Source organism: Aquabacterium sp., assembly GCF_004297345.1.
Lineage (GTDB): Bacteria > Pseudomonadota > Gammaproteobacteria > Burkholderiales > Burkholderiaceae_C > Aquabacterium.
Genome location: NZ_SCTN01000625.1, coordinates 1 through 1,927, shown reverse-complemented (window position 1 = coordinate 1,927; position 1,927 = coordinate 1). Strand labels below are relative to the sequence as shown.

Below are 1,927 nucleotides of genomic sequence, written 5' to 3'. Positions count from 1 at the left end.
TAGGGCGTTAGGCGCCAGAGAGAGGAACTTGATCTTTTCACCAATGCGCCAATAATCCGGTGTGATTCGGCAGCGTTCAAGTCTTAAAGTAGAAAAACTTCATCCCAGGCCTTTGAAGGGATGCCCCTGGGAAAAGGATTCAGAGTCATCTACCCCCTCTTTCGCCCCGAAGCTCACACACTGGAAAAGGCGGACGACGTAAAAACCAGCCCCCGCCTGGAAGTGCAGGGCCAAATTCAGCAGCTTATCAATCCGGCGCCTGTGAAAGAGGAAGAACGATGGCACAAGCGATATTGATGCGATTCACGAAGTTATTGCGCCATGCCCTCATCGGCATGGCACTGACAACGGCGCCCCTGTCATTCGCCGAACAGATTCTCTTTACCGGGGACATCCTCGTCATGAACCACAACAGGTGGAAATGGACCTTTGTTGATGACGCTGGCAAGCCCATTCCCGATGTCATGGTTTTTCAGCCCCGCTTTGCGATCGGCTCGTTCATATCCACCTCGAAAATATCTGACGCGCTCGCCGCAGGTCTCAAGCTCAAGGCCGACAAGTTGGTCATCTGCCGCGCCCTCGAGGACTGGGTCCGGAAGAATCCGGAACCGCTGGAGCTGGTTCAGTCGGCCAACATGTACACAGACTTCCTCCCCCCGGGACCGTCGCTCCTGGACTGGGCCGACGCCGATGGGCAGCGCCAGGAGGAGCGCGACTACGGCAGCCAGATTCATGGCAGCTATCGCCTCTTTTTCAAGCCGGGCTTTTATCCGGTCGCGCTGTATTTTGACTACCGACCTCCACTGGCCTCAGTCGATAGCGTGGAGGTGTTCATCACGATGCGGGAGTGGCCAGAACGCATGCAGTCCCTTGTGCGACGGCCTTGGGTCGGGGCCAACATGGAGCTGCAGAAAACCATGTCGGCCAATCGGACGATGGAGCTGAGAAAATCCAAGGGCTGTTGCTCTGCCTATCCCGCCAAGCCGATATTCGGCCGTGATCCCCTGCAAATCTGGGAAGCACAACTATCGTCGCTCCGCGATCAGGCCCTACAGCAGAAGGCAAACCGCGACGCCGCCTGGCTGACCCTGGCTGCTGGATTCTTTCCGCAGAGAACGGCCAGCGGTGTTGACGCCACCGGGCAGTCGAGCGACTTGAAGGGCGGCCGGGTTTATCGCGCGCTCGATCAGGCCGTGCTGCTCGCACCAGAGATTACTGTACTGAGCGGCAACAAGGCGCTGCGCGACTTCAAGCTACGTTTCCCGAACGGTCTCGCCCAGAGCATTTTTCTGTCTTACCCGGATATTCCCTCCATTTTCTTCAACTCGCAGGCTACGTGGACTCGAACCGAGCTAGACGACTACTTGCGGACTCTCGCTCCCTACGAGCAAGACCCCATGCTCGTCCTGTGGCTCACGAGCCAACTCACCGGCAGGGGCCTGCTCTACGAGAGCGCCCCCGCGCTGGTGCGCGATTTCTTTCAGCACCGGACAGCACTGCGCAAGCAGCTGACGGAGCAATACCCCTCGGTGAGCTGGCATGAAGTTGGCCTCGATCAATGGGACATTCCCTACTACGAAGTTTTCTCCACCCCCTACGAGCTGGATGCGACAAACGCGGAAAAGAAGTGACTGGTGCACTTCGCGCGAAACAAGGATGCCGCGAAAAAGCTAGTGCTGGCAAAACTAGGGGTTCCGGTCAAATGAGCAAGTCGCCTAACTGGGCGGTCAAGCCGACGCCAACACTGGCCATGGCTTCGCCATTTTCATGGCCAGTGTCGGTACCCTACGCCCTTACGGGCTCCGGCGCCGCTTACCTTGGGCGTTAGGCCACCAGAAAGACAAGCAATGGAGCAAATCGAATGGAATGACTTCACAAAGGTGGAGTTGCGTGTCGGCCGGGTCATTAGCGCCGAACCATTCCCTGA

Annotated in this window: 1 protein-coding gene; it reads left to right on the top strand. The window is 57.7% G+C overall.

Annotation, left to right across the window (positions count from 1 at the left end; translation table 11 throughout):
• The first annotated feature begins 278 nt into the window (after nucleotides 1-278).
• Nucleotides 279-1,631: a hypothetical protein gene (locus tag EPO09_RS22275; RefSeq protein ID WP_290646839.1), complete on the top strand. Its 1,353-nt coding sequence runs from the start codon at nucleotides 279-281 to the stop codon at nucleotides 1,629-1,631.
• Nucleotides 1,632-1,927 lie beyond the last annotated feature (296 nt).

Excerpts from the sequence above, each read along its gene's own strand:
- EPO09_RS22275 (WP_290646839.1), top strand. The coding sequence starts at position 279 with ATGGCACAAGCGATATTGATGCGATTCACGAAGTTATTGCGCCATGCC.